Source organism: Flavobacterium oncorhynchi (genome assembly GCF_002217355.1).
Taxonomy (GTDB): Bacteria; Bacteroidota; Bacteroidia; order Flavobacteriales; family Flavobacteriaceae; genus Flavobacterium; species Flavobacterium oncorhynchi.
In genome coordinates this window covers 35972-60342 of sequence record NZ_MUHA01000019.1, presented here as the reverse complement: position 1 = coordinate 60342, position 24371 = coordinate 35972, and the positions used below count along the sequence as shown (strand labels likewise).

Annotated in this window: 16 protein-coding genes; 14 read left to right on the top strand and 2 right to left on the bottom strand. The window is 34.0% G+C overall.

What is annotated here, in order from left to right:
* The first annotated feature begins 73 nt into the window (after positions 1–73).
* The 5 genes from B0A75_RS13250 to B0A75_RS13230 all read left to right on the top strand — a co-directional run bounded on the left by B0A75_RS13250 (position 74) and on the right by B0A75_RS13230 (position 6484).
* Complete coding sequence (locus B0A75_RS13250) at positions 74–2200, top strand: hypothetical protein (RefSeq protein WP_089054756.1); 2127 nt, start codon at positions 74–76, stop codon at positions 2198–2200.
* Positions 2201–2466: 266 nt separating this feature from the next.
* Positions 2467–4320, top strand: a complete 1854-nt coding sequence (locus tag B0A75_RS13245) for a rhamnogalacturonan lyase (protein ID WP_089054755.1) — start codon at positions 2467–2469, stop codon at positions 4318–4320.
* Positions 4321–4586: 266 nt separating this feature from the next.
* A complete protein-coding gene (locus B0A75_RS13240) occupies positions 4587–5048 on the top strand; it encodes a hypothetical protein (protein WP_089054754.1) in 462 nt (153 codons plus the stop codon).
* Between the two features lie 17 nt (positions 5049–5065).
* Entirely contained in the window at positions 5066–5758 is a 693-nt protein-coding gene (locus B0A75_RS13235; RefSeq protein ID WP_089054753.1) for a hypothetical protein, read from the top strand.
* Between the two features lie 12 nt (positions 5759–5770).
* On the top strand, positions 5771–6484 hold the full coding sequence (locus B0A75_RS13230) for a DUF1266 domain-containing protein (RefSeq protein WP_089054752.1): 714 nt from the start codon (positions 5771–5773) through the stop codon (positions 6482–6484).
* A 246-nt stretch (positions 6485–6730) separates the two neighbouring features.
* On the opposite strand, the gene B0A75_RS13225 is transcribed toward B0A75_RS13230, so the two are convergent.
* A complete protein-coding gene (locus B0A75_RS13225; RefSeq protein ID WP_089054751.1) occupies positions 6731–7786 on the bottom strand; it encodes a serine hydrolase domain-containing protein in 1056 nt (351 codons plus the stop codon).
* A gap of 315 nt (positions 7787–8101) precedes the next feature.
* Here B0A75_RS13225 and B0A75_RS13220 point away from each other — a divergent pair, with 315 nt between their 5' ends.
* A complete protein-coding gene (locus B0A75_RS13220) occupies positions 8102–9157 on the top strand; it encodes a hypothetical protein (RefSeq protein WP_089054750.1) in 1056 nt (351 codons plus the stop codon).
* Positions 9158–9405: 248 nt separating this feature from the next.
* On the opposite strand, the gene B0A75_RS13215 is transcribed toward B0A75_RS13220, so the two are convergent.
* Entirely contained in the window at positions 9406–10446 is a 1041-nt protein-coding gene (locus B0A75_RS13215) for a GntR family transcriptional regulator (protein ID WP_089054749.1), read from the bottom strand.
* Between the two features lie 394 nt (positions 10447–10840).
* Between B0A75_RS13215 and rhaT the strand changes: the two genes are divergently transcribed.
* The 8 genes from rhaT to B0A75_RS13175 all read left to right on the top strand — a co-directional run bounded on the left by rhaT (position 10841) and on the right by B0A75_RS13175 (position 24371).
* Complete coding sequence (rhaT, locus tag B0A75_RS13210; RefSeq protein WP_089054748.1) at positions 10841–11890, top strand: L-rhamnose/proton symporter RhaT; 1050 nt, start codon at positions 10841–10843, stop codon at positions 11888–11890.
* Positions 11891–11914: 24 nt separating this feature from the next.
* Positions 11915–14056, top strand: a complete 2142-nt coding sequence (locus tag B0A75_RS13205) for a bifunctional aldolase/short-chain dehydrogenase (protein WP_089054747.1) — start codon at positions 11915–11917, stop codon at positions 14054–14056.
* A gap of 358 nt (positions 14057–14414) precedes the next feature.
* On the top strand, positions 14415–15689 hold the full coding sequence (locus tag B0A75_RS13200; RefSeq protein ID WP_089054746.1) for a TIM barrel protein: 1275 nt from the start codon (positions 14415–14417) through the stop codon (positions 15687–15689).
* A gap of 36 nt (positions 15690–15725) precedes the next feature.
* A complete protein-coding gene (locus tag B0A75_RS13195) occupies positions 15726–17087 on the top strand; it encodes an FGGY-family carbohydrate kinase (RefSeq protein ID WP_089054745.1) in 1362 nt (453 codons plus the stop codon).
* A 183-nt stretch (positions 17088–17270) separates the two neighbouring features.
* The gene (locus B0A75_RS13190; RefSeq protein WP_089054744.1) at positions 17271–18011 is read left to right on the top strand and encodes a (Fe-S)-binding protein; all 741 of its coding nucleotides are present in this window, start codon (positions 17271–17273) and stop codon (positions 18009–18011) included.
* Positions 18012–18166: 155 nt separating this feature from the next.
* Positions 18167–19570, top strand: a complete 1404-nt coding sequence (locus B0A75_RS13185) for a lactate utilization protein B (RefSeq protein ID WP_089054743.1) — start codon at positions 18167–18169, stop codon at positions 19568–19570.
* Entirely contained in the window at positions 19560–20147 is a 588-nt protein-coding gene (locus tag B0A75_RS13180; protein WP_089054742.1) for a LutC/YkgG family protein, read from the top strand. Before B0A75_RS13185 ends, B0A75_RS13180 begins: the two co-directional genes overlap by 11 nt.
* A 396-nt stretch (positions 20148–20543) precedes the next feature.
* Positions 20544–24371, top strand: a complete 3828-nt coding sequence (locus B0A75_RS13175) for a beta strand repeat-containing protein (protein ID WP_089054741.1) — start codon at positions 20544–20546, stop codon at positions 24369–24371.

Genomic DNA, 24371 nt, shown 5'->3' with positions numbered 1-24371 from the left:
TTGCGTGCTTTGCGGTTAAAAAACATTTCGAGAAACCCTAAACTTCTAAAAACTATCAAAACAAAATAACCACATGAAAAACTATAAATTCATAACCGTATTCTTATTTTCGGTTTCGCTTTTTGCACAGAAAATCGATCGAAAAGCTTTGGTAACAAGGCATAATGTTCAAATTTCTGCTATTGATACTCTGGCATCTTTAACGGTTGGTAATGGTGCTTTTGCTTTTACGGTTGACGCAACCGGGCTGCAGACTTTTCCTAAAGAATATCAAAACGGAATTCCGCTTGGAACACAATCGGAGTGGGGTTGGGATAGTTATAAAAACACTAATAATTATAAGTTCTCGGAGACTTTAAGAGATTACAAACAATATGGAAGAGATATTTCGTATACGGTTCAGATTAAAGAACCAAAACGAAAAGTTGAAGCTGTAAACTGGTTCAGACAGAATCCGCATTTATTGCAGCTGGGAAATTTAGGTTTTGAAATTACGAAGAAAGACGGAAGCCTGGCAAAACCTTCGGACGTAAAAGCGATTTCGCAAAAACTAAATGTTTGGACGGGAGAAATCGAAAGTTATTTTGAAATTGAAGGAACTCCTGTAACGGTTTTAACAGCTTCACATCAGGAAAAAGATGAAATTGGCGTAAAAGTAAAATCAGATTTATTGCTGCAAAAACGTTTAAAGATAAGTTTGCGAATTCCATTTCCAACAGGCGATTGGGCAGATATGGGAACAAAATGGGAAGGAAAACAGGATTATAAAAGCACGCTTACAGCAAAATCAAAAACAGAAGCCGTTGTTACTCATGTAATGGACAGCATTTCGTACAATGTAAATTTAAATTGGAAAGGAAACGCTCAGATAAAACAAACCTCAGATCATTATTTTGTTGTTGAAGCTTCGAATACTAATACAATAGAATTGAGCTGTCTTTTTGCTTTAGCAGAAAAAAAATCGATTAAAAATTCCTCTTTCGCAGATATTCAAAACAGCAGTATAAAAGGCTGGGAGAAATTCTGGAACAGTGGTGCTGCAGTTGATTTTTCAGGCAGTACAGATTCTCGTGCTAATGAACTGGAACGTAGAATTATTTTATCACAATATCTTACGAAATTGCAATGTACTGGAAAAGTACCGCCTCAGGAAACGGGTTTGACTTATAACAGCTGGTATGGAAAACCGCATTTAGAAATGCACTGGTGGCACGGTGTTCATTTTGCACTTTGGAACAGACCAGAATTGTTAGAAAAGAGTCTTCCTTGGTATCAAAAGGTTTTTGATAAAGCAAAAAATATCGCCAAAAGACAAGGTTTTGAAGGAGCAAGATGGCAGAAAATGGTTGATGCAGACGGCAACGAAAGTCCATCGTCTGTAGGATCATTTTTAATTTGGCAGCAACCGCATTTTATTACTTATGCCGAATTGATTTACAGAGCAAAACCAACAACTTCAACTTTAAATTTATACAGCGAGCGTGTTTTTGCAACGGCCGATTTTATGGCTTCGTTTACTAATTACGATTCAAAAACAGATCGTTATGTTTTAGGTCCAGGTGTGATTCCAGCTCAAGAACGTTTTAAAGCAATGGAAACTTTTAATCCAACGTATGAATTGGCATATTGGAACTGGGCTTTGAAAACAGCAATTGAATGGAAGAAAAAGCTAAATCAAAAAGCGCCCGAAAAATGGGAAACGGTTTTGGCTAAATTGTCAAAACTTCCAGTTGCAGACAATGTGTATCTGGCAACAGAGAGTGCAACAGATTCGTATACCAATCCAGAATTTAAAACAGATCATCCATCTGTTTTGGGAACATTTGGAATGCTTCCTGAAACGTCTCTTTTAGATAAGAAAATCATGAAAAACACTTTTGATCTAGTTTGGAAAACTTGGTCTTGGGATAAAACCTGGGGTTGGGATTTTCCAATGACAGCGATGTCGGCAGCACGTTTAAATATGCCCGATAAAGCCGTTGATGCTCTTTTTATGAAAGTAACAACCAATACGTATTTAAAAAACGGACATAATTATCAGGCGGAACGATTAACGCTTTATCTTCCGGGTAATGGCGGAATTCTAACAGCTGTAGCCATGATGTGTGCCGGATGGGACGGATCTGAAGGAGAAAATCCAGGCTTCCCAAAAGATGGAACTTGGAAGGTTAAGAGTGAAGGGTTTAAGAAGATGTTTTGATTTTGAGGTTCTAAGGTGCTTAGATTCTAAGAATCTAAGATGCTAAGGAGCTAAGTTTTTATTTTCGAGCTCAGTTTGTCATTTCGACGTAAAGAGAAATCTCCACAAGTAGCTCCACAACGAAAACCCAATCTTTATAGAGTTTCTTGCGAAGATTTACTTCGTCTGTTTGCTATCGCTCTAGTCTCTTTCGTTGAAATGACATAAAGATGGCGTAAAAAATAAAAAAGGAAAGTCCGGGATTTATTATAATTCAAATAACAATCATGAAAAAAATAATTCTTTTAATAGTATTGCTTTTATCGGTTTCTATTTTTTCGCAAAGACAAATGGAAAACTTAGATCGTGGTATTATCGCGATAAAAGATAAAGGACAATTTTTTGTGAGTTGGCGGGTTTTAGGAACAGATTCTGATGATTTGGCTTTTAATCTCTATCGAAAAAGCGGTGTTAAAAAAGCTGTTCTATTAAATAATAAACCAATTACAGGCGCTACCAATTTTGTTGATATAAAAGGGAATTCTAAAGAAGAAAATACTTGGTTTGTTAAAACGGTTTTAAATGGAAAAGAATCTGAAGCTTCGGGGAGTTTTACAATTCCAGCAAATGCTTCTGATAAACAATATTTATCTATTAAATTAAGAGAAATTGAGGGCTATATTGCAAATGATGTTTCGGTTGGTGATTTAAATGGAAACGGAAAATACGATTTGATTGTTCATATGACGGGAAAAGGACATGATAATTCTCAAACAGGAATTACAGATCCGCCAATATTTCAGGCGTATACTTTAGATGGAATATTTTTATGGCAGATTAATCTCGGAAAAAACATCCGCGAAGGCGCACATTATACACAGTTTATGGTGTATGATTTAGATGGTGACGGTATAGCGGAATTGGTCTGTAAAACTGCAGATGGAACAACTGACAGCCAAGGAAATGTGGTTGGAGACGCCTCAAAAGACTGGGTTGACCGTGATTCTGATTCTAAAACGTATGGCAAGATTTTAAAAGGACCGGAATATCTTTCGGTTTTTGATGGTAAAACAGGAAAGTTGGTTACGACCGTAGATTATATTCCGCAGCGCGGCGATTTAGCAGGCTGGGGTGGAAGAGGAGGAAGCGGCGGCAATGATACCAAAGGAAATAGAATGGATCGTTTTATTGCCTGTATTGCTTATCTCGACGGAATTCATCCAAGTGTTGTAATGTGCCGTGGTTATTATGGCAGAACGGTTTTGGCTGCTTGGGATTTTAAAAATAAAAAATTAACGTCAAGATGGACTTTTGACAGTAAAGATGCTGAAAATCCATATTCGGGAATGGGGAATCATAACCTTACAGTTGCTGATGTCGATAATGACGGAAAAGATGAAATAATCTACGGATCGATGTGTGTTGATGACAACGGACAGGGTTTGTATACTACGGGTTTTAGACATGGAGATGCGATTCATGTTTCTGATCTAGATTTGGATATTCCGGGTTTAGAGGTTTTCGGAATTCATGAAATTGAAAATGGAACAACTGGCCCGGGTGTTACTTTGTTTTCGGCTAAAGATGGAAAAGTACTGTTTACAGGTTCTCTTAATGAAGATGTAGGACGAGGTGTTGCAGACAATATTGACCCAACCCGAAAAGGGGCGCAATGCTGGTGGTCGGGTTCTCCGTATCTGCATGATATGAAAGGAAATAATATTGGTAAAGCACCGAGTTCAACTAACTTCTTAATTTATTGGGACGGAGATACTTCGAGAGAACTTTTAAATTCAAATTATATCGATAAATATAATTTTGGAAGATTGTTTACTGCCGAAGGAGCAGTTTCAAACAACGGCACAAAATCGACACCTGCACTTTCTGCAGATATTTTAGGCGACTGGCGCGAAGAATTGATTTTGAGATCTGAAGATAATAAAGAACTTAGAATTTATTCCACAACAATTCCAACTAATGTCAGGCAATATACTTTAATGCACGATCCGCAATATCGATTAAGCATCGCTTGGCAGAATGTAGGCTATAATCAACCGCCGCATACTAGTTTTTATATGGGAGCAGCTATGGAATCGGCTCCAAAACCAAATATTGTATTGGTTAAATCTCAAGATAATTAAGCGAGACAGACATTCTAAATATTTTGTGAAATGTTAAAATAACATTTAAAATAAAATAACAATTAACCCTTTAAAATAAGGTTATTCTAGTAAAAAGGTTAAAAGTTTAATTTTATTGTTGTTTGGTGTAAGAAAAATGATATATATTTGAATAGAACTTTCCAAGAGGTTTTTTTTTACAATACTCGCATATTTTATTTTTTGTATTGTATTAAAATATAGACTAATTTAAAATAATCCTGATTAAATTGAGACGATTGAAAATTATGAATGATATAAAAAAGATTTTCTTATTAGTAATTATTAGTCTATTTTCTTTCACTACGGCCTCAGCCAAATTAAAAATACCAATTGGAAAAATTGATAAAATAGAAATTGTCTCAGACTTGCCAAACACCGATGAATACCTTTCAAAAGAAGAATCAAATGTACACTTAGATCTTGGCAGACTTCACCAAGAATATAGTATAGCATGGATGCCTGTTTGGATTACTCAAGAACCAAAACTAGTGTTAGTAAAACCAGATTCTGACCGCTATTATGAGTTGTCTAATGAACAGCTTGAAAAAATAATCAGTACAGATAAATTAAACAAAGTCGAGTTGTTAAAACTTGGGTTTTATACGCAGTATGGCGGAAAAATAATTCTATTTCTTCTGCTGTGCTTGATTTTTTACGGCTTGTTCGGAAAGGAAAAAAAGAAAGATGTCAAACCACTTAACCTTTAAATAAATTTAATTAAATTATGAATCCACTATTTTTAATTCCCGTTGTTTTAGTAATTGCCGGTATCATTTTTATGGTATACATGAATAAAAAACATGCTTCGGTAAAAAAAGAAATTGACTTAGATGTTGAAAGAACAAAATATGATCTTCATAAAGAAGAGGTTCTAAAACAAGATTTTCCACAACTAAAAGAATGGATGAAAGGAAAAACAATAGATGCCTATACATCTGCATCTGTGCCGCAGACTAAAGCTGAGAAAGTTCAGGAGATTGTAAGTGACGGCCTAAAAAATGTTGCGCTTTCGGCAGTAGGAGTTAAACTGCAAAGAATAGAAACAGAATGTTTTTGGGTATTGAGCGGTAATGATTTACACTTTTTCAGTACTGATACTGTTGGAGAATTAGACGAGCACATTGTTTTTGATAATTTCCGAATTGAAGAAGCAAAACTTAAAGATGGCGGAATCTTAAAATCACAGTTAGGAGTATACGCAAAATCGGCTGAAGAATATTTGCCAAAAGTACACATCATTACATTTAATATAGATGGTAATCCTTTGTCACTTGAAATTCATGACAGATTACATTATACGCCAGATCCAACAGATATTTTAAATGTAAATAAACAGTTCTTAACAAGAGCAAAATATCAGGTAGTAGGAGAGAATTTTGTAAAAGTATTACAAAGCAAGTTCCCTAATCTGCGATAAAAATAAATAGAAATGGTTTTTCTTTCAAAGATTTTTAATGCGTTTAAAAGTATACGATTAAACGATAAAAATGTAGTCGTTGGTCAACAATTAGATTATTTATTAATTAGTTCAATGTATGCTGAACAGCAATCTGCCTATCTTAACTCTTATGAAACAGGACTCAGCAAAAGTGTTTTAAAAACAATTTTGGAGGATTACTGGAGTATATTTGATAAAGATAGCGCCATCGAAATACTTTTAGATTTGCAGGAAAGAAATCAGGACGAATATATAGATATTGTGTATGATGCTTTTGAGAATAAAGAAGATTATGTTTCTATTTTGAAATCGAATTTACCTCGTGAAGAAGAAATTTTTAAAAGATATTTAGACATATACAGAAATCTAAATAATGTTGTTCCTGAATTAATCGAGCAAAATGTAATTAAAGATTTTGCCCAAATAAAAAGAACAAAAGATGCGGCTTGGAATTATGGAAGAGGAGCTTTTTTAGCACGTTGCTGTTATGAAGCTGGCTATCTTTCTGAAGCAGAATTGAAAGAATATCTTCAAAAATCATATAAAAGTCTAAAGAGCTATTGTGTCACTTGGGAAGAATATACCAAAAGCTATATATTTGGCAGACAGCTTTGGGGAGGTTCAAACAACAGCGGAATGATTCAAATTGCTGACGATTTACTTCATAACAAAAAAAGTCCTATGAGTAATAAAAAGTACTTATAAGGCAGAGATTAAGTCTCATTTTTAGCAAAAGAAAATTAGATATAAAGAAAAAAATCGCAGCGTATACTTTTGTAAACGCTGCTATTTTTTGTTTTCTAAGATTAGCTTCTTGATTAAAAGAAACTATGGTTTTGGTTTAAATTATAGCCAAAAAATCAGCCTTTGTTAGCTAGAGTTTCGGCAGTAGTTCCTTCAAATAGGTTAGAGTCACCGCTTGGTCCGCCGTGAATAAAAATAATAGCTTCTTCATTTTAAAAGAGTAGATTTTAAAACAATTCTTCGTATCTGCTGTTCAAAATAGTAGGCAATATCAAAGTTTTCATTTGCTTGATTTTCCATTACTATTACACTGGTGTTACTTGCAGGATAATATAAATTAACGGCAGTAAATCCTTCACTAGGATGAAATCCAGTGTGTCCAATTTCTTTTATAGCTGCTTTATCGTTAATTCGTAATCCATATCCATAACCAATTGGTTTGTCACTAAAAAGAATATGTGTATTTGTAATAGAGTAAGTTGTCATTAATTTATAAGTCTCGCTTTTTAGCAATTTACCATTATGTAATTTTTCATTCCATTTTGCTAAATCTGGTGCTGTTACAATTAAATTGGAACCAAAATATTGAGACGGCTCAAAATTAATTTTTTCATTTACTCTAAATGTTCCATCAGTTTTTACAGTATGTCCTTTTGTTAAAGTTTTTTGGGCACTTTCCGAAGGATAAGAACTATTATTCATCCCGCATTTTTTAAACAATGCTGTTACTAATTGATTATAGCTTTTTTTGCTTTGCTTTTCGAGAATTTCACCCAAAAGAGAATAGCCGGGATTAGAATAACTAAAATTACTTCCCGGAGAAAATTTCAAAGGTTTATCGAGGCTTTCACTGCTAATTCCGGATGTATTATTAAGCAGTTGGTGTACCGTAACAGAGTCTGCCCAGCTGTATTTAGAATCAGGTAAATATTTTCGAACGGTAGCTTTTAAATCGATTGTTCCTTTTTCGACTTCAGTTAAAACAAGCACTGCTGTAACTTGTTTAGCAATAGACATTGTCGAGAATCGATCAGAAATTTTAAGAGGCTCCTTTGTATTGAAATTACGATATCCGAAAGCTTTTGAGTATTTTGTTTTTCCGTTTTGTTGTATATAAACGACCCCATTAAATGATCTTGGACTTGTGACTTTAATTAAGCTGTCAATTTTAGCGGAATAATTATCCTCTTTTTGTGCAAAAGAATAACAGGAAGAAAATAACACAACAAATAGCGTACACGTTAGTCGAAGAAAATGATTCATTTAAGGTTAAGGATTTTTAAAATTAGAATGTTTTGTTTATGATATTTACTAATGGCAATGCTTGCTTTTACTTTTATTTTAACAGGATAAATGTAATTAAAATTGTTTTTAAGAAGTTGCTTTTAAATTAAAATTAGAGAATTATTTTACTTCAAATTTTGCGGTCGTTTTACGATTAAAAAAGAATGGTCAGCTTGGTAGTTTTTTGCAATAAAATACAATTCGTCATAAAAAAAATACAGTTCAGTACATAAAAATTTATTATTTACTCAGCTTAAAATACTTTTGAAGCAAAATAAAATAACCCTATAAACCATGAAGAAAACTTTAAAATTTTTTAAAATCACATTTATTTCTCTTTTAAGCATTTGTTTAATTTCCCTAATCTATTTTTACATCAGCAGTAAAATATTTATAGGTTCTGCAAACCAAGAAAATATTGATTATTTAGCAAAAAATCAAGTTGAGACAACACAGTCAATCAACGAGAAATTATTTGATGACGATTTTTATAAATCAAAAGTTTTTCTTTTAGGAGAAATTCACGGTTATGCAGATAATCAAACTCTAGATAAGGAGATGTTATTTTTCCTGAATAAAAAAGCTGGAATCAAGTATTATATTGCCGAAATGGATAGTTTAACAGCTAAAAAACTAAACAGCTTTTTATTAAAAAACAGCAAAGACGAAGCAGTACTAAAAGATGTTGTTTTAAATATAGCTAAAAGAATTCCTCAGCAATCGAGTCAAGAATTATTTGATAAATGGAATGCTGTTTATGATTACAATCAAAAGTTATCTGATTCTTCAAAAATTACTGTAATCGGAATAGATAAGAATTTTGATGATACTTCAAAAGGTTCGAGAGATTTAGCTATGATCGCGAATTTTAAGAATTCAATTAAAAAAATGAATATCGAGAATGAAAAGTTTTACGGTCTTTTTGGATATTTTCATACTATACAAAAGAAATCTAAGGGAGGAAAAGAAACATTTGCCACACAATTAAAAGAGGCTGGAATTAAAACAACAAGTATGGTTAGTTATACTATAGACAGCGAAATGTATCTTCCTAAAAACCCGCAACTTCCAACACCAGAAAACGAGAGGGTAGATTGGATCAATGCAGATGGACCTTTAATGCTTGTAAAAGGAATTAATGATTTAAAAGAATTAAGCAAACCTAATGCGATTACTCTTTTCAAGCTTAATGCTCAAAATTCGCCTTATCTTAAATCACAAAATCTAATAAACATAAAATCTAGAGTTTTTGGAGAGAACATTGTTCCTCAAGAAGGTTCGTTTACAACAGATTATTTTCAATATGTTTTTCTTCTTAGAAACTCTAAGGCATTAAGTAAATTGAAATAAAAAAGTACTAGAACTTTTTATTGTGATTTTAGATTTGATCTTAAGTTGATCGAATCAAAAAATCGGAAAGCAGTGAAATAGTATACTTATTTAAAAAGTCTTAAAATTACCTCCAGCTAAGTTTGGAGGTAATTTTAAAGTATTAATATTGTTTTGAAAAGAATATATTTTGTTAGAAAGAAACAAAAAACCTTAAGTTTTCAAAAAGAAAACCTTTGAACCTTTGCTTCTCTGAACCTTTGAAGCTGTTAAATAGAATTTCGATCAATAAAATTAAAAGGCACTTTTACTTGTCCTTTTTCTTTATTTAAAATCATTCGTGCAGCGGTTTCGCCCATTACATTAAAATCTGTAGACATTACAGTAATTCCTAATAATTCCTTCAAAGGAGTATCGTTATAAGAGATAACGCCGATTTCTTCTCCTAGAATAAATTCTTCATCACGAATTTGCTTCATTAAGTTTACAAGATCAGACTCTTCAATGGTAATAAATAAATCTCCTTTTTTAAGAATCATATCATCGTATACTTCGCTTAGAACTTCGAAATTAATTTCGTGTTCTACGCAGAATTTTCTAAATCCGTGCAAGATTCTTCTTGGATAAGGATAAACAGCTTTGTCGGGATAAACTAGAATCAGCTTTTTGTATTTTGATATTTTTTCTAAACCTTCTTTTAAAGCATTGTAAATATCATTTTCAAAATCCTGATATATTTTAATGATTTCGCCTTCCATTCCTAGTTTAATGTTGTCCATTAAAACTAATTTTTCCTGCGGAATTCTTTGAATTGCTTTTGCAACTTCATCAGTAAAACTCAAATGTTTTAACTCATCAGTTTTAAAATGTGTGGTAATTACATAATAATCATAAGCACCTTCAAACTTGTCTAACAAATTCAAAAACAATGTTTCATCACAATGATAAATGTGAAGGTCAGTATGAGCATTAGCACCAAGTGTGTTGATAAACGAGCTGTACGTTTTCATTTTGTAGGCGCTCAGTTTATTAAATAAAAACAGAATATTTACTTTAGATTCTAGTTTTGTTCTGGTAATGTAGTATCCTTTTCCTCTAATCGATGAAATAATTTTTCGTTCTTTCAGGATATTATATGCCTTTTCTACTGTATCGCGCGACATATAAAATTCTTCACTAAAACTGTTTATAGAGGGGATTTTTTGATTTATTTTTAAATTTCCGTTAGCAATATTCTGTAAAATCGAGTCTACAATTTGTTTGTATTTTGGAACCCTCGAATCTTCATCTATTTTAATTAATTTAATCATGATTATGTTTTGCAAACTAGTTTCATATTTTGGTCATGAAACATAATTTTAAATTATAATATTAAAAAAATGGTTTTTAAAACCTGCTTTACATACTGATTTTATTACTTTCCTTACAAAAAAAGCGCAATTAGATACGGCTTGTTTTATATTTAAGTGTTTTTCACAATTTGGTAGTGAACTGAGGATATAATAATTACGAAATCAATCGCTAAAATAGCGTTTTTAAATTTACTTTTCCAATACTTAAGGATTGTTCTTTGCAAATAATAAGCAGTTTTAACATAATTACAAGATTCATAAAGGATAGTACAGGACAGTTTTCTTTCGAGCATTATATTATTTTACAAAACGAAATTAACTATCACAATTAACCAAAAAAACAAATTATTAAATGGAATCATTATTAGGAATTATTTTTCATTCTATCGGAGGATTTTCGTCAGGTAGTTTTTATATGCCTTTTAAAAAAGTTAAAGATTGGGCTTGGGAAAGCTACTGGCTTGTGGGCGGTTTCTTTTCGTGGTTAATTGTACCGCCGATTGCAGCTTATTTAACGATTCCAAATTTTACAGAAATCATCGTTGCGGCTTCTCCTTCTATTAAAGCCTTTACGTATTCGATGGGATTAATTTGGGGAGTCGGAGGTTTAACATACGGTTTAGGCGTTCGCTATCTTGGAATGTCATTAGGAAATTCAATTACCTTAGGATTTTGTTCTGCTTTTGGAGCATTAGTTCCTTCTATTTATTACGATTTATACCCAACAGCAGGTAAAATTTCATTTTCGGATATGCTGGCAAGTTCTGGCGGACAATTGGTTTTATTGGGTGTTGCAGTTTGCCTTTTAGGAATCGCTATTTCTGGAAAAGCTGGAATGCTGAAAGAAAAAGATTTTGCAACTGGACATGAAGATAAGGACAAAGATTTTAGTCTAGCAAAAGGTTTAACTGTAGCGGTTATTTCTGGGATATTAAGCTCGTTCTTTAATTACGGAATCGAAGCTGGAAAACCAATGGCAGAAAAAGCAGTTGAATTTGGCTGTAATCCTTTATTTCAAAACAACGTAACTTATATTGTTTTGCTTTGGGGAGGTTTGACTACCAATTTTATTTGGTGTCTATATCTTAATTTCAAAAATAAAAGTATTGGTGATTACACCAACAAATCTACTCCAATTACTAAAAACGTGCTTTTTTCAGCACTTGCCGGAACAATGTGGTTTTTGCAGTTTTTCTTTTACGGAATGGGCGAAAGCAAATTAGGAAACGGTGCAAGTTCATGGATTCTGCACATGGCAACGATTATTCTAACGGCTAATTTCTGGGGATTCTATTTGAAAGAATGGACTGGAGTATCGAAAAAAACATTTAGAACATTCCTTTGGGGAATCGGATTAATTATGCTTTCGATTGTTTTAGTGGGAATTGGAAACTCTTTATAAATACTGAAAAAACATATGATAACAATGTCAAATACAAATACAAAAAATATGAATTTTAAGCATGTTAGCTATCTTTGGGATGAGGCAAAAGCTCAAGAACTAGCTGGTGATGAAGTAGCGCTTTTCATTTATCGCTCTAACTTATTGGGAGCCGATTTAAGATTGACAAACTACGGAGGAGGAAATACTTCTGTAAAAATTACGGATAAAGATCCATTAACTGGAGCAAGCTCTGAAGTTATGTGGATTAAAGGTTCTGGAGGTGATATTGGAACTTTAACAAAATCAGGTTGTGCGGCATTATATTTAGACAGACTTCGCAATCTTGAAAATGTATACAGAGGAATTGAGTTTGAAGATGAAATGGTAGAATTGTTCAATCACTGTATTTTCGACTTAGCTTCAAAAGCGCCGTCTATCGATACGCCTTTGCATGGTTTCTTACCATTCAAACACATCGATCACTTGCATCCAGATGCGGCAATTGCAATCGCAGCAGCAAAAGACGGAGCAAAAATTACAGAAGAATTATTTAACGGAGAAATCGGCTGGGTTGGATGGCAGCGTCCGGGCTTCGATTTAGGACTTCAATTAAGAAGTTGTTTAGAAGAAGCAGAAAAGAAAGGTAAAAAACTAAGAGGAATCATGTTAGGTTCTCACGGTTTATTTACTTGGGGTGATACTGCATACGAAAGTTACATCAATACATTGGAAGTAATCGAAAAATGTGCTGAATACCTTGAAAACAATTACGGTAAAAAACGCCCGGTTTTTGGAGGTCAGAAAATCGAAAGCCTTCCAGAAGCAGATCGTAAATTGAAAGCCGCAAAAGTTGCTCCGATTTTAAGAGGTTTCTGTTCATCAGAACGTCAAATGATTGGTCACTATACAGATGACGCAAGAGTTTTAGAATTCATTAATTCAAACGATCTTTCAAAATTAGCTCCATTAGGAACTTCTTGCCCAGATCACTTTTTAAGAACTAAAATCAGTCCATTGGTTTTAGAATTAGATCCAAACGAAGATTTATCAGATATAAATGCGGTTAAAGCAAAACTAGCTCCGGCTTTTGAAGCTTACCGCGCAATGTACAAAGACTATTATAATGCCTGCAAGAAATCGAATTCTCCTGCAATGCGTGATCCAAATCCAGTTGTGATTTTATATCCTGGAGTTGGTATGTTCACTTTTGCAAAAGATAAAACGATGGCACGTTTGGCATCAGAATATTATGTGAATGCAGTAAATGTAATGAAAGGTGCTGAAGCGGTTTCAGAATATACTTCGCTGCCTCACCAAGAAGCTTTTGATATCGAATATTGGTTATTAGAAGAAGCAAAATTACAACGTATGCCAAAACCAAAAGCATTGTCTGGGAGAGTAGCTGTAATTACAGGTTCTGCGGGCGGAATTGGTAAAGCTATTGCTAAGAAATTTGCTCAAGAAGGCGCTTGCGTGGTAATCAACGATATTAATCAAGAGCGTTTAGAAGGCGCAACAGCTGAGTTTATTAAAGCTTTTGGAAAAGATGCGGTTGCGAGTACATTACTTAATGTAACAGATGAAGCTAGTACAGAATTAGCTTTAGATCAAGCTTCTTTAGCTTTTGGTGGTGTAGATATTATTGTAAACAATGCAGGAATCAGTATTTCAAAATCTATTGCAGAACATACTCTTGAAGAATGGGATAGATTATACGATATCTTGGTAAAAGGACAATTTATTGTTTCTAAGGCCGGAATCGAAGTAATGCGTAAACAAGGTTTTGGAGGTGATATTGTGAATATTGTTTCTAAAAATGCTGTTGTTGCTGGTCCAAACAATCCTGGATACGGTTCTGCCAAAGCGGCACAAGCACATTTAACACGTTTAATGGCTGCCGAATTAGGAGCTGATAAAATACGTGTAAATACAGTAAATCCTGATGCTGTAATCTCAGATTCAAATATTTGGTCTGGTGGATGGGCAGAAGGTCGTGCAAAAGCATATGGAATTACAGTTGAAGAACTTCCAGCTTATTATGCAAAACGTACGTTATTAAATGAAATCATATTGCCAGATGATATTGCAAATGCTTGTTTTGCTTTTGTTGGTGGTTTACTTGGTAAATCAACAGGGAACGCTTTAAACGTAGACGGCGGTGTTGCAATGGGCTTTTATAGATAAAGATTGTTTAGGTTTTTTTATAAGTTTGTTTAAGCAAAAGTGGTTTTTTGTGGTCTAACGTTCGATATTTCGGACGTTAGATTTTTTTAGATATAACACTTTTATAAAGAAGACTAAATAGCATAAAATAATAAAGTTAAACGCAGAGAACGATTATATAATTTTGGAGTTCAAAAAATGCTTTAACCTATAGAAATATAGTTTTTTCTTAAGTTTTAAAATAGAAAAAATGATTCATCATTAATGCATAATTAGGTATTTTGATGGGAGAACTTTTAAGGTTATATTTTTATGTGTTAAAAACACACGAATAAAATTAAATTGTATATCTTGTATCTCTATTAAAATAATAAGTATTATGATAATCGGATCAAACAATATTGAATCTCATAACGAGGAATTATTAAAAAAGCACCAAAATAAACTGGTTTTTACAGCATCAGAAATTGATAATACAGAAGCCATTATTCAAAAGTTAATCGACTTTCAAATTGCAATTCCATCTTGGGCTTTAGGAACAGGAGGAACAAGATTTGGGCGTTTTGCAGGTGGAGGAGAACCGCGCTCAATCGAAGAAAAAATCGAAGATGTTGGTTTGCTTCATAAATTAAACAATGCTTCAGGAGCTATTTCGCTGCATATTCCATGGGATATTCCACAAGATTATAAAGCAATAAAAGCGCTTGCGGCACAGCACAATTTAAAGTTCGACGCCATGAACTCGAATACATTTCAAGATCAGGCAGATGCAGAGCATACTTATAAATACGGTTCGTTACAAAATGTAAATAAAGCAGTTCGTAAACAAGCGATTGCTCATAATATTGAAGTTATTAAACACGGAATCGAATTAGGATCTGAGTCATTAACAGTTTGGCTTGCCGATGGTTCTAATTTCCCTGGACAGTTGAACTTTCGTAAAGCGTATCAAAATACATTAGAAAGTTTAGAAGAAATCTATGATGCATTACCTTCAAACTGGAAATTATTTTTAGAATATAAATGTGCTGAGCCTAACTTTTATTCAACGACAGTTGCTGATTGGGGACAGTCTTATTCGTATGTTAAAAAGTTAGGCGATAAAGCGCAGACATTAGTCGATTTAGGACATCATTTACCAAATGCAAATATCGAGCAGATTGTTTCTTTATTATTAATGGAAAACAAACTGGGTGGATTCCACTTTAACGATTCAAAATACGGTGATGACGATTTAACGGCGGGAGCTTTAAAACCATATCAGTTATTTTTAATTTTTAATGAATTGGTTGAAGGAATGGATGCAAGAGGAATGAATCACGCCAAAGATCTTGGCTGGATGATCGACGCATCGCACAACATCAAAGATCCGTTAGAAGATTTATTGCAGTCTGTAGAAGCTATTATGATTGCTTATGCGCAGGCTCTTTCTGTAGACAGAAAAGAATTAGAAAAAGCACAGGAAGAGAATGATGTAGTAAAAGCACAGGAAATTCTTCAGAATGCTTTCCGTACAGACGTTCGCGCGTTAGTTGCCGAGGCTCGTTTCCGTTCAGGTGCTGCTTTAAATCCAGTTGAATTGTACAGAAGTCTATCTGTTAGAAAAAATCTAATTGGAGAAAGAGGATTAAAAACATTAGCTACAGGCCTGTAATTTATAATTGATAATTCACAATTTATAATTAATTAAATGAATGTAGTTGCAATTTTTGATATTGGTAAAACAAACAAAAAAGTATTCTTATTTGATGAAAACTATAGAATCGTTTGGGAGAAATCAGTCAATCTGGACGAAACAGTCGACGAAGACGGTTTTCCTTGCGAGAATATAGAAGTGCTTAAAAATTGGATTTTTGAGCGTTTAGAAGAAATAAAAGCTTTAACCAATTATGTATTAAAAGCGATCAATTTTAGTACCTACGGTGCTAGTTTTGTCTACATTGATAAAGAAGGAAAAATTTTAACTCCTCTGTATAATTACCTAAAAGATTATCCAGAGGATTTAAAAGACGAATTCTATCATAAATATAAAGGCAAAGAAAGATTTGCTGTAAAAACGGCTTCTCCAGTTTTGGGAAGTTTAAATTCAGGAATGCAGATTTATCGTTTAAAAGAAGAAAGACCAGAATTATTCGAAAAGGTTGTATATTGTTTACACCTTCCGCAATTTTTGAGTTTTCTTTTAACCAATGAAGCTTACGCCGATATTACAAGTGTGGGTTGTCATACCAATCTTTGGAATTTCAAGAAAATGAAATACCATAAATGGTTAAAAAACGAAGGCATTTCATTTAAAATTCCTGAGTTCTATTCAGGAAAAGACGTTATCAAAACAAAAGACGGCTTATCTGTAGGTGCAGGACTTCACGATAGTTCATCAGCAATAATTCCGTATACCATAAATTTTACAGAACCTTTTGTTTTATTGTCAACAGGAACTTGGAGCATTTCCTTGAATCCGTTCAATAATAAACAATTGACTTTTGAGGAATTACAAAACGATTGTTTGTGTTATTTGCAATACACAGAAAAACCGGTAAAAGCCGCAAGACTTTTTGCAGGAAACGAACACGAAATACAAACCAAAAGGTTAGCAGAATATTTTAAAGTTCCTGTCGATAGATACAAAGAGGTTTATTTTGATAAAAACATTGTATCTAATTTAAGAGCTCTAAATTTTCAGATTATTTACCCTAAAAAGTATAATTTTGATATACTGAAAGAATGTCCTTTTCAAAAAAGAGAGCTGAAGACATTTAAAAGCTATGAAATTGCCTATCATCAATTAATGTTAGATTTGGTAGAACAACAAGTATTTTCAACTAACTTAGTCATTCATAACAGTCCTGTAAAGAAAATTTTTGTAGATGGAGGTTTCAGTAAAAATTCAATTTATATGAATTTATTAGCCGAAGCTTTCCCTGATATTGAAGTTTATGCCGCATCAATGGCGCAGGCAAGTGCTTTGGGAGCTGCATTGGCAATTCATCAAAACTGGAATCCTAAACCAATTCAGAATGACTTGATTGATTTGAAATTTTATAAGCATTGAAACAATTAAAAATTGAGAATTAAAAATTAAAAAATCTGTTCCTAATAGTTATTGGGATAAAGGATTAAAAAGATTTTTGTTTCTCGCAGATTTGGTAGATTGTGGAGATAAAAAATGCGTGATATTTGAATAAAAATTGGTTTAATCTGCCAAATCTGCGAGTAAAAAATAAAACAATAAAAAATGAAAATCGGGCTATTTATACCGTGTTATGTCGATCAGTTTTACCCAAAAGTGGGTATTGCGACATATGAACTTTTACAGAAATTAGGTTGTGAAGTTCATTTTCCGATGGGACAAACCTGCTGCGGACAGCCAATGGCAAACAGCGGTTATGCACACTTAACAAAAGGCTGTGATACTAATTTTATAGCCAATTTTTCAGGATTCGATTATATTGTATGCCCTTCAGGAAGTTGTGTTCTGCATGTAAAAGACCATTTGCATGATGATAAAAATGAACAAGCAGCAACAAAAATCAGAAACAGTGTTTTTGAATTAACAGAGTTTATAACTGATATTTTAAAAATTGACCATATCGACGGACGTTTTCCTTTTAGAGTAGGAATGCATGTAAGCTGCCACGGACAACGTGGATTGCATCTTTCGCAGATGTCAGAATTAAATGCGCCGTTTTTCTCGAAACCCGAGCAATTACTTCACAATATCGAAGGACTTGATTTAGTTGCTTTAACCAGAAAAGATGAATGCTGCGGTTTTGGAGGAACATTTTGTGTTACTGAAGAAGCTGTTTCTGTAAAAATGGGACAAGACCGAATTAAAGATCACCAAAGTCATGATGTTGATTATATTACAGGCGGTGATATGTCTTGCTTAATGCATTTAGACGGGATCTTGAAAAGACAAAAGAGCAAGATCAAAACCATCCATATTGCAGAAATATTAAATTCCCTCGGAAACTAAAAATAGATGTTGTTTATAAAACTTAACCGCAAAGTGCGTAATCCCGATAGCTATCGGGATACGCAATGTTCGCAAAGTTATTTTTTATCCTTGCGCACTTTGCGGTTAAATAAAACATTATAAACATTTCAAAATTGACTTTTAAATAATTAAAAATGTCATCAGAAAAAATAATACAGCACAGCGAAGCCGCAGCAAAATTCAACAAAGATGTGGAGCGTGTCAATTGGCACGATGAAACACTTTGGTTTGTTCGTGCGAAACGTGATAAATCGGCACATCAAATTGATGATTGGGAATTATTACGTGAAACGGCTTCAAAAATCAAAGGCAATGTGCTTTCAAATATTCATGATTATTTAGTAGAATTTGAAGCCAATGCGCAAAGAAACGGAATTATTGTACATTGGGCAGCTGATGCGAAAGAACACAATGAAATAGTGCATTCGATCATGGCAAAACATGATGTAAAGCAAATGGTGAAATCCAAATCAATGCTTACAGAAGAATGCCATTTAAATGATTATTTAGCCGAAAAAGGGATAGAAGTTATCGATTCAGATTTAGGTGAATATATTGTACAACTTCGTAAAGAACCGCCTAGTCATATTGTATTGCCTGCTATTCACTTAAAGAAAGAAGATGTAAGCGAAACTTTCCACGAACATCTGGGAACTGAAAAAGGAAATTTTGATCCTCAGTATTTAACAGAATCGGCTCGTCATAGTTTAAGAAATACCTTTTTAACTAGAAAAGTGGCTTTAACAGGAGTAAATTTTGCGGTAGCAGAAACCGGTGAATTTGTAGTCTGTACCAATGAAGGAAATGCCGATATGGGTGCACATTTGGCCGATGTTCATATTGCTTGTATGGGATTTGAAAAGCTGATTCCACAACGCAAGCATTTAGGAGTTTTCTTGAGGTTATTAGCAAGAAGTGCAACAGGACAGCCTATAACAACTTTTTCAAGTCATTTCAAAAAGCCAAGAGAAGGAAAAGAACTTCATATCGTAATTGTCGACAACGGCAGAAGCAAACAGTTAGGGCGTGAAGATTTTAGAAATTCTTTAAAATGTATTCGCTGCGGTGCTTGTATGAATACCTGTCCAGTTTACAGACGAAGCGGCGGACACAGTTATCACAATGCGGTAGCAGGACCAATTGGTTCTATTTTGGCACCAAATTTAGATATGAGCAAAAATGCCGATCTGCCTTTTGCAAGCACGCTATGCGGTTCTTGCACAAACGTTTGTCCAGTAAAAATTGATATTCACGATCAATTGTATAAGTGGCGTCAGGTTTTGGTAAAAGACGGTTATACACCAAAAGCCAAAACCATCGCAATGAAAACGATGGCAACAGTATTGGCAAATCCAACTATTTTTAACATTGCAGGAAAATCAGGAAGATTTGTAATGAAAAATATTCCTGCAATGGTCAATAATAAAATGAACAAATGGTACGATCAGCGCGAAATGCCAGACGTTCCTGAGGAATCTTTTAGAGAATGGTACAAGAAAAATTCAAGAGAATCTAAAGCAAAAGATAATGAGCAGTAAAGCCGAAATTTTAAACAGAATAAAACTAAATCAGCCTGATTTGGTTACAGAACTGCCAGATTTAAGTCTTTTAGGTTCCGAAGATTTTGATACCTTAGAAACCTATAAAACGGTTTTAAAAGGAATTGGAGGAGATCCTGTTGAAGTATCTAATTATGAAGAAATAATTACGTATATAAAGGTTAATTATAATCTTAAAAAGAGAGTAATTACAACATTGCCGGAGCTTTCAGAAATCGCTTCTTTAGATTGGACAACTGTTGATCCGCATATGCTTCATGATGTTGAATTAACCGTTGTAAAAGCACATTTTGGAGTTGCAGAAAATAGCGGACTCTGGGTTACGGATGCTATTTTAGGACAGCGGGTAGCACCATTTATTGCACAGTATCTTGCAATAATTGTTCGTAAAAATGATATTATAAGAACCATGCAGCAAGCTTATGAAAGAATCGGAAATCAGGAATATGGTTTTGGAACTTTTATTGCAGGACCATCTAAAACTGCAGATATAGAACAATCGCTGGTTTTAGGCGCACATGGTGCAAGAGGATTGATTGTATTCTTGTTAGATTAAAAAAGATTTTATTTAAAAAAGAGGGCTATTAGGCCCTCTTTTTTTGTTTTAAATAGTCACAAAATCTAAGGAGATAAATGTAAGTAAAATAATATTCTGTATTATTTAAGTGCTTGGTATTTAGTATATTGTCTTTTTTGCATATATTTACGTGTTCTTAATAATGAATTTCTTTTTTATGTCCATACCATATTAAATTTCATTCTCCGCCATTAAAATTTAGATTGTTAATACTTCAGACTTTTTAGTAAAAATTGTAAGCAATAATAATATATTAAGGCATAAAATATTTACTGTAAGAAATTATTTGTTTTAGTAGTAATTTTTAGGATACTTGCGTAAGTATTTATTTATATATTCACGATTTTTTATTCTTAACATTATAATTTATTTCGTATGAAAATATATATATCTATTATAGTTCTATTTTTATGTGGTTTTGTTGCTTATTCGCAAGTTGGTATTGGAACACCAATGCCTAATTCTTCTTCTCAGTTAGAAATTGTTGCATCAAATCGCGGAGTACTAATTCCAAGAGTAAGTTTAATTAACTCAACAGATGTGTCGACAATAGCCAATGGGAATGTAAATAGTTTGCTGGTGTTTAATATTGCTGCAATTGCTGATATAAAACCGGGATATTACTATTGGTATAATAGTAAATGGAATAGAATTGTAATTGATAGTGAAACTTCTACAGCTCTAGGAACAGTTATCTATAATTCCACAACTACAGAGTTCTCTTATGTTGATTCTTCTGGAGATTTGAAGCCTATTGATTTTGGTGTGATCGTAAAAGCAAATGAAACGATTACAACACAAATACAAAATTTAGGAACAGGAGTAATTACGTATATTAATGAAGCTGGAACTCCATCAACTTCTCAAGTAGTGAGTACAAATCCGAGTAACTTACTGGTAGTTGGAACTGATGGCGGAGCGATGTTAAATCCTTCGGCTATTGCCAAAACAATTACTGTTTCAAATGCTTCAAGTGGAAATACTTCAACAATAACGGTGGACGGAATTACAAGTGCTGGAGCCCCAATTGTTAATAATAATGAAATTTCATTATCAGGAACAAGTTTAACCACAACAGTAAATGGTGTTTCGAGTGCGGCTTTAGATTTGGCTCCTGTACTTTCAGCAGGAACGACTAATACTTTAAGTCTTTCAGGAAATACCTTGACTTCAGATGTAAATGGAGTTGCTTCAATCTCTTCTGCTGTGAGCGGAGTTTCAAATGCATCAAATAATAATATTGCAACGGTAACAGTTAACGGAATCACAAGTGCAGGTGCTCCAATCGTCAACAATAATGAAACGTCGTTATCAGGAACAAGTTTGACTACAACAGTAAATGGCGTTTCGAGTGCGGCTTTAGATTTGGCTCCTGTACTTTCAGCAGGAACGACTAATACTTTGAGTTTGGCAGGAAACACTTTGACTTCGGATGTAAATGGAGTTGCTTCAACTTCGGCTGCCGTGAGTGGTGTTTCAAATACATCAAACATCAATACTGCAACGGTAACAGTTAATGGTATTACAAGTACAGGTGCTCCAATTGTCAATAATAATGAAACTTCATTGTCAGGAACAAGTTTGACTACGACTGTAAATGGTGTTTCTAGTGCGGCTTTAGATTTGGCTCCTATACTTTCAGCAGGAACGACTAATACTTTGAGTTTGGCAGGAAACACTTTGACTTCGGATGTAAATGGAGTTACTTCAACTTCGGCTGCCGTGAGTGGTGTTTCTAATTCAAGTTCAATAAATTCTTTAACAACAACAGTAAATGGAATAGCAGGAACAGCAGTAAATCTTGTAAATAGTAATACTTTGATAGGTACAAAAGGAAGTTTAGTTTCAACTGTAAATGGTGTTGCTTCATCACCTGGAGTTTCAGTTTTAATTTCAGCTAATAATGGTTTAACAGTACTTGATGGAAATGTACAATTAGGAGGAAGTTTAATAAAACCTACTACTATTACTGCTGATAATACCAATACTTTGGCCATTTCAGGTTTACAAACGGTTGCTGCACCTACAGCAGATAATCTGGTAACAGCAGATAGTAATGGAATTTTGCACCAAAGAACAGTGGTAGATGCAGTTGGAAGCATAGGCTGGCTAATATCAGGAAATACAGGTACAAACCCAGCAAGTCCAACATTTAACTTTTTAGGTACTAAAGATGACCAGCCTTTAATGTTTAGAATTGCCAATGTAGCATCTGGTACGATTGCTAAAAGCAATACTGCTTTAGGTTATCAGGCTTTGAGTACAGGTACTGTAGGTATTGAGAATACAGCCATAGGTGTGAATGCACTTGCACTAGGAGGAGGATTCTCTGATAACACAGCCGTTGGATTTAGCGCGTTAAGTAAGTTAAATTCAACAATTGGTAATACAGCTGTAGGTGGATTAGCATTGGGTAATTTCACAGGACCAGGCAGCGGTTGGAATACATCTGTAGGGTATTTAGCCTTATTGGGTAATCTTACAGGTGGATATAATAATGCTTTTGGGGCAAATGCATTAAATAAAACGACAGGCAGTAATAATTTAGGGCTTGGATATAATGCACTTGCTGTAAATACTTCGGGGAGTTATAATGTGGCGATTGGAACTAATGCTGGTCTTACCAGCACTACTGGAAATGGTAATATATTGATTGGAGGCGGTGGTGCTGTCGCAGCTTTAAATACCAATACCTCTGCACCAGGAGTCAGCAATGAAATGAATATTGGTAACACTTTGTTTGGAACAGGAGTAAATGGTAGTGTAGGAGGAACTGCAGGTAAAATTGGAATTAATACAAATGCGCCAACTAATACATTACATGTTACCAGTACAGCTGACCCGATTCGTGCTGAGGGATTACAAGCTGGTAATTCTGCGACAGATAGTTTTGTAGTAGCTACCACAACCGGTGTTTTAAGGACTCTAACAGCTTCTGGTGCAAATTTTTGGAGAATGGCTGGTAATGGAGGAACTGATTCTTCTGTAAATTTTTTGGGTACTACTGATGGGCAGCCTTTAATGTTCAAAATAAATAATGTAAAAGCTGGAATGTTATCCCAAACAGGTACGACAGCATTTGGGCTTCGAGCATTATCCAATGCAGTAGGAACTAATAATACAGCTTTTGGGCACAATACATTAACAGGCGCTACAAGCGGCACAGGAAATGTCGCTGTTGGATATAAAGCGCTCGAAATTAATACAGGCAGTTTTAATACAGGACTAGGTGTAGGCGCTCTTATTGTCAATACTTCTGGAAATCAAAATGTCGGAATGGGGAATAGTGCACTTGGTTCTTTAGCAAGCGGAACCGGTAATACTGCATTAGGGTATCAGGCAGGTGCAAACATTGCATCAGGAAGCCAAAATATTATTATAGGAAACACTGTAGATCTTTTTCCTCTTGCTCCAACGACAGTAGGAAGCAATCGCTTAAATATTGGTAATGCTATTTATGGTACTGGGGTAAATAACCTTTCGACATCAGCGAAAGCTGCAAAAATAGGTATTAATATAGATACACCTACAAATACTTTGCATGTGTCTCCTCAGGCAATAGGTGTTGATAATCCAGTACGTATAGATGGTTTACTCACTAGTATTTCGACAACAGATAATGTAGTAGTCGCAGATGCGTCGGGTATTTTAAAGATAAAAAATCCAGCTTTAATAGCTTTAGAGCCTTGGCAGATACAGTCTACGACAAATAAAGCGACTTCAAATACTGATGCAATATATCAAATGGGGAAAATAGGAATAAATACCACAAACTTGTTAGGAACTGCTGATCCAACTGTGTGGCTTGCAGTAAATGGAGCAATACAAACAGCAACAGATACTTATCCTGATTATGTATTTGAAAATTATTTTAATAAAGCGAATCCAAGTAATAAAAAATATTCTTTTAAATCGTTAACAGAAATCGAAAAGTTTGTGAATGAAAATAAACATCTGCCTGGGGTTACAGGAATTGGTGAGTTGTCAAAAAATGAAAAGGGCGATTATATTTTTAATGTTACACAATTATCAGTTCAGGTTTTAGAAAAAGTAGAAGAGCTGTATCTTCATGTTATTGAACAGCAAAAAGTACTGGAAGCAAAGGATAGAGAAATTCAAAATCTTAAGCAGAAATCGGCTGAAATGGATTTGCGTTTGGAGCGTTTGGAAAAATTATTGGCACAAACACCATCTAATAAATAA

Bases quoted from the DNA above. Each gene is read 5' to 3' on its own strand.
- B0A75_RS13225 (WP_089054751.1), bottom strand. From the start codon at position 7,786: ATGAATCATTTTCTTCGACTAACGTGTACGCTATTTGTTGTGTTATTT.
- B0A75_RS13190 (WP_089054744.1), top strand. From the start codon at position 17,271: ATGAAAATCGGGCTATTTATACCGTGTTATGTCGATCAGTTTTACCCA.
- B0A75_RS13220 (WP_089054750.1), top strand. From the start codon at position 8,102: ATGAAGAAAACTTTAAAATTTTTTAAAATCACATTTATTTCTCTTTTA.
- rhaT (WP_089054748.1), top strand. From the start codon at position 10,841: ATGGAATCATTATTAGGAATTATTTTTCATTCTATCGGAGGATTTTCG.
- B0A75_RS13235 (WP_089054753.1), top strand. From the start codon at position 5,066: ATGAATCCACTATTTTTAATTCCCGTTGTTTTAGTAATTGCCGGTATC.
- B0A75_RS13250 (WP_089054756.1), top strand. From the start codon at position 74: ATGAAAAACTATAAATTCATAACCGTATTCTTATTTTCGGTTTCGCTT.
- B0A75_RS13175 (WP_089054741.1), top strand. From the start codon at position 20,544: ATGAAAATATATATATCTATTATAGTTCTATTTTTATGTGGTTTTGTT.
- B0A75_RS13230 (WP_089054752.1), top strand. From the start codon at position 5,771: ATGGTTTTTCTTTCAAAGATTTTTAATGCGTTTAAAAGTATACGATTA.
- B0A75_RS13180 (WP_089054742.1), top strand. From the start codon at position 19,560: ATGAGCAGTAAAGCCGAAATTTTAAACAGAATAAAACTAAATCAGCCT.
- B0A75_RS13195 (WP_089054745.1), top strand. From the start codon at position 15,726: ATGAATGTAGTTGCAATTTTTGATATTGGTAAAACAAACAAAAAAGTA.
- B0A75_RS13200 (WP_089054746.1), top strand. From the start codon at position 14,415: ATGATAATCGGATCAAACAATATTGAATCTCATAACGAGGAATTATTA.
- B0A75_RS13240 (WP_089054754.1), top strand. From the start codon at position 4,587: ATGAATGATATAAAAAAGATTTTCTTATTAGTAATTATTAGTCTATTT.
- B0A75_RS13205 (WP_089054747.1), top strand. From the start codon at position 11,915: ATGTCAAATACAAATACAAAAAATATGAATTTTAAGCATGTTAGCTAT.
- B0A75_RS13245 (WP_089054755.1), top strand. From the start codon at position 2,467: ATGAAAAAAATAATTCTTTTAATAGTATTGCTTTTATCGGTTTCTATT.
- B0A75_RS13185 (WP_089054743.1), top strand. From the start codon at position 18,167: ATGTCATCAGAAAAAATAATACAGCACAGCGAAGCCGCAGCAAAATTC.
- B0A75_RS13215 (WP_089054749.1), bottom strand. From the start codon at position 10,446: ATGATTAAATTAATTAAAATAGATGAAGATTCGAGGGTTCCAAAATAC.